The following is a 4,893-nucleotide window of genomic DNA, read 5'->3' on the forward strand; positions in this document are numbered from 1 at the left end:
ATCGAGAAGTTAAACAAAATTGTGGTATTGAACGCTGTCAGGCTCGCACGAGCCGAGCGCAAAGAAATCATATTTTTCTCGCTATTTCTGCGTGGTTTGAACAACATAAACGTCGTATATCTGAAAAAATAACCCTTTATCAACAAAATTGGGACGTAATCAAAAATGCTATTGCTGAGCACATCCGTGTTTTATTAGCGTACCCAAATTAGTTTTGTGCGAAACTCGTGGCTGACAGAAACACCATGCTTCAAACGTAGCCTTCCACTGATAACTTCTGGCGAGGTATGTAAAGCAAGCTCCTTACGGATAAAATCCTGCGTTTGCGGGGTTTGTTGATTAAATGCATCTCGTGTAGATTTATTGAGACGTCTGGCTTTCGCTAAGGTATCGGCTCTTCTGCAAGAATAAAGTCCATGGAAAGCGGGATCAGTATTACGTTTGAGTTCCCTGCTGACAGTTGAACGAGAAAGCCCCAATTCTCTAGCAATAGTGGCCTGAGTAACACCGTCAATTATTCGTTTTTCGATATAAAAACGCTCATGTAAGTTCAAATGTTTTCCCTTCATACAACAGTATCTCTTATGGGGTCATTACAGTAATTTTATCTATGTATGACCAAGGATTTACTTTGTTGCATTTCGTTTGGGAATTGGCGCCAGAGAGCCAACAAGATTCTGAGGAGCGCAGCCGAGTTGCACTCGAACTACTTAAAGAGATCATTAAGAAAGTAAACATTCCTAAAGGGCAAATTACTTGTAAAATAGGCATTGGCCCGACAAAAGAGGAAATTTTAAGCTATGCATCAGATATTGACGCCGATTTAATTCTTATTGGTTCTCATAGCCCCAATTCTACCAGTTACCTGCTAGGATCAACCGCAACTAGCATTGTTCGTCATGCAAAAATGACTGTTTTAGTCGCTCGCTAAAATAAACCAAACACACACCTAGCCATCTCACAGGAGATGGCTTATTGGTTAAATTAAACCGTTATTTGATCTTCGCACTGTTAAGTTCTTCTGGTGCTGACCACACGCGATATTTAACTGCCATATCGTTTGGAACATATACCACTATCGGTAATTTACTATTATAGCGAACGATATTATTGCCTTCCCCGAGATGAGTGGTAACAAACTTCTTGGATTGCTTTTTATCTGGGCAAGCCATTAAGGTTGCTGCAGGACCGGATACTTTTTTTAATTCATAAAAGTCATAACCCCAACCTTTAAGTTCTTTTTTCTCAAAATCCCCGCCAAACCAATGCTGATTGCAATCAACCAGCATTGATTTACCAATAACCAGTTCTACCATAAAATTATTTTCATTCGGTTTTTTGTCTAGCTGAATAACATAGCGGAGCATCCCTTTTGCTGCGGCCGGGTATGGTGCGATTTTGGACAGATTATCATTTGCCATCGCATAAGATGTCGTTAGGAGCATTGCCAGTAATGGAAAGGTATATTTATTCATTGCCACATCCTACTTTATAAATAGTGATAAAAGTGATATTAACTATAACTGATAACAATAATTTTTATGCTTAGCTAATTCAAACATCTTTTTAGTATAACTGTCGTGTCAAAAAGTAAAAAATCGTAAAGAGTAAAACAACCAATTAATTTGTAAATATTATTAAAAATCAAATGATTATATATAACATTTAACAATGTAAATTATTGTGTCCGCCGTTGTTAAATTTTAATTATTGTTATACTTAAATTGACCCTCAATAATTTTGCCGGAGGTTATATGTTAGTGTCCGATCATGAGTTATTTTCTCACCTAAAACGTTTTCATCCACGCTTCCAATCACTATTTGAAAAACACCATCAACTGGATAAACAGATCACTGAATTAGAAGGCCCAAATGGCGCAGGCTATAATGATAACGTCATCAAATTAAAAAAAGAAAAGCTTCATATAAAAGATGAAATGCAGCGTATTATTCACCAACAAATTAGGCTTAAATAGCACCAAATCAACCGCCTGCTATTAAAGCAAGCGGTTATTAAAAATGATAAATAGAATTATAAAATAGCTCTAAAAATTAAGCTCATTTTTCATCCATATTTATACTACCAAAAACTGACTTCGACTTATTCTAACTCAATAAAATGCATTGAATACACGAGTTTCGCACAGGCATATAAAATTCTAAAAATGGCTTAAAAGCAATGATTAATCTGCAAGTTACTAAAAAACATAAATTTTCTTAAATTACAATAAGTTGTATTTGATTTATAAGGTTTTGACTATTTATATATCATGCTGAATTAAACTTAAAAATAGAGCGTTTTTTTATTGGTGCGAAACTCGTGGAATAATCAAATCCATATCTGACTGTGTTTTCATTTTTTTTTTCATTAGGTTAAATATTTTTTTGCTGGTCAGTGGAAGATACAATATTGAAACAATGCTCATAATATTGCCGAATACTTTTTAATCGCCACTTATTTATACGCTTACGTGTAATAACCAAAATAAGATTTAATATAAAAGTTGCCATTAAAACCAAGTTTAATAGAAAAGCACTAATATAGCGTAAAAGTAACATAGAACTAGGTTTACTATGTGAAATAATATGACGCGTACCTTTTGTATCGACAAATAATTTAGTAATAATACCTTCTGCTTCAAAAGGAGTATGCATTAAAATATCTGACAATTTTTGCAGCTCTTGCCATTTTTGTAATGGAGAATAAGAGTCAACAACAGGAGAGTGGAATGAAACTAAATCTACAAACGGTTTTGCTTCATCACTGATAAGTAATACACCTCTGGTCGGTGGTGTATTCAATAACGCCGCAGCTTTTTCTATTTCTCTATTAATATAAAAAGATGTCGTTTCATTAACCAGTTTTTCCAAGGTTTCTGCGCCACCTGGCCGCAATATCACATTGGTACCCGCTAATTTTCCATTTTTAGCTCTGGTAACAAGTACCGACCATTCATAGGTATCACTTAAATTAACTAACGCGCTCTTTAAACGAAAACACTCATTATTAAGTGGGCATAATGAATTTGTTTTTAAGATGATATCAGCGAAATTATTAAGTAAATTCATACCAGATTTCATAATCTCTCGTCGAAGTTGCTGATTAACTTTACGATCCAAATTATTAAAATAAAGCTGCTGTTTAACTGTTGTTGAAAGAGAAAAGACTTTTTCAACTATATCAGATTCAGGTATAGGAGATGGGTTTATATCATTCCAGTAAATACCTGAACAATCAAAAGGAAGAAAATCAAACCTATTTCCTTTTTCTATAAAATCAATAGGTACATAGCACATACCCACACCTTTAACTGCAATATAGTCACCAATCTGTAACGGCATCACTTCCAATTCGGCATAATTTGTTGTCTGTAGATAATTTTCTCCATTAAGCCAATGAAAAATTAATCTCGCGGGTAAATGAACTGGTTCATAGAAATGAAGTAATAACATAAGAAAAAAACTGGTTATCACCAACATTAAATTTTTGCCATATCTTTTATATGGATAACGACGAGCCTCTTCATGTAAAGATAAATAACGTCCTTGACGAACAACGTAACCGTTTGCATACATATCAATATTAATAGCCTGATCAATCTCATATTCCAGAAATGGCTCCCAATGAGATGGATAAATAAGATCAATTCCAGCCAATGAAATATTATGTTTTTTACCTTTATCAAACTCACCAAATAAACCCCATCGTTTAGGTTTACCTACCACACAACGAATATCCTGTTGATATCTCTTACGAAAAATATATGGCCGATAAAGAAGATAAACTCCAATAATAAAAGTTAGCCCGCCAAACAACATTAACCAAGGAAAAAAAATAGTAATAGCAAATAACGAAAGTGCACAAACAATTAACCCAACACAAATAACACCACCGCCCCACAAACTAAACGATCGATTAAGTTTATACTCTTCTAATGTCTCTTTTCTGACCTTAATAAACTTTACTAATTGCTGACCACTCTCTTGAATAATGGCATTAACTGGTGGAAATGTTATTTCTTTAGTTAAATGAAACTCTTTAAAATTTTGCTTAAAATTACCCAAGAAATGATTATTTACTGAGATAACAAGCGGTAAGGTATCCGTATCAACAACATCCATAACATTTTGAGTTGTTAAGTAAGGTTCTAATTGTCTGGGTAAATGAACTTCCTTAGAATCAATAAAATAGCGCCATAAATTATCTTGTTCGTTGATTAAAGAGAAGCGTGTTATTGCATTGTAGCCAGTAGAAACCCAGGCATTTCTTTTAGGAAAATCAAATAATTTTCTTATTGTAGCCTCTTTTGTCTTTATTAAGATTTGTTCAGAATTGGTATATTTAAGATAGTCACAAATTATCTGATATTCATCAGACGTAATTTTACGATAATTAGCTTGTATTAAGAAAGGTAATCTATTTATATCATTACCTTTTTTTCCTTTGATAAACAAAAAGAAAATTAATATAAACAAGCAAATAATTAAAATAACCAATATAACAAAAGGTAAGCTCATTTCTTCCCCGATGTAACGAATAATGCCTGTGCAGAATAACAACCCTTTCGATAGCTCTAAATAAGGTAATTCCTATTCTAGTTTTCTTTTTTTAATATTAATAACAATGAGTTACGATTTATCATTATTTATTTTAACAACATAGTCGTTCAATTAATAAGTAATATAATAAAAATATTTAGGACTTACGCAAATTTCACATAAAATAGAATAAAAATTCTGTAGAGTGTTACAAATGAAACCAAGCCGCTTAAATTACTGCCAGTATCTAATGATAAGCCACATCAATTATACCTTGACGAATTTTGCTGATCATACGCAAGATATGAGTCACGATGCGATTAATCGCTATTTGCGAACCGACCACGTAACTGG

Annotated in this window: 4 protein-coding genes and 2 pseudogenes; 3 read left to right on the forward strand and 3 right to left on the reverse strand. The window is 33.3% G+C overall.

Annotated features, from left to right (window positions below):
- Positions 1-212: pseudogene (locus tag CBG25_RS13575) on the forward strand (hypothetical protein); the annotation flags it as partial.
- Positions 213-368: 156 nt separating this feature from the next.
- Here the strand turns inward: CBG25_RS13575 and CBG25_RS13580 are convergent.
- A pseudogene (locus CBG25_RS13580) lies at positions 369-569 on the reverse strand (helix-turn-helix domain-containing protein); the annotation flags it as partial.
- A gap of 65 nt (positions 570-634) precedes the next feature.
- On the opposite strand from CBG25_RS13580, the gene CBG25_RS13585 reads away from it, so the two are divergent.
- Complete coding sequence (locus tag CBG25_RS13585; RefSeq protein ID WP_290607268.1) at positions 635-931, forward strand: universal stress protein; 297 nt, start codon at positions 635-637, stop codon at positions 929-931.
- Between the two features lie 61 nt (positions 932-992).
- Here CBG25_RS13585 and eco read toward each other — a convergent pair whose 3' ends face one another.
- Positions 993-1,475 (reverse strand): serine protease inhibitor ecotin, encoded by a 483-nt coding sequence (gene eco, locus CBG25_RS13590; RefSeq protein WP_290607269.1) that lies wholly within the window; start codon positions 1,473-1,475, stop codon positions 993-995.
- Positions 1,476-1,760: 285 nt separating this feature from the next.
- Between eco and CBG25_RS13595 the strand changes: the two genes are divergently transcribed.
- Complete coding sequence (locus CBG25_RS13595) at positions 1,761-1,976, forward strand: DUF465 domain-containing protein (protein ID WP_290607270.1); 216 nt, start codon at positions 1,761-1,763, stop codon at positions 1,974-1,976.
- Between the two features lie 397 nt (positions 1,977-2,373).
- Here the strand turns inward: CBG25_RS13595 and CBG25_RS13600 are convergent, their stop codons facing one another.
- Positions 2,374-4,518, reverse strand: a complete 2,145-nt coding sequence (locus tag CBG25_RS13600; protein ID WP_290607272.1) for an IgaA/UmoB family intracellular growth attenuator — start codon at positions 4,516-4,518, stop codon at positions 2,374-2,376.
- Positions 4,519-4,893: the final 375 nt, after the last annotated feature.

It is taken from the genome of Arsenophonus sp. ENCA (genome assembly GCF_002287155.1).
Taxonomy (GTDB): Bacteria; Pseudomonadota; Gammaproteobacteria; order Enterobacterales; family Enterobacteriaceae; genus Arsenophonus; species Arsenophonus nilaparvatae.

Coding starts and splice junctions, on each gene's coding strand:
- CBG25_RS13600 (WP_290607272.1), bottom strand. CDS start 4,518: ATGAGCTTACCTTTTGTTATATTGGTTATTTTAATTATTTGCTTGTTT.
- eco (WP_290607269.1), bottom strand. CDS start 1,475: ATGAATAAATATACCTTTCCATTACTGGCAATGCTCCTAACGACATCT.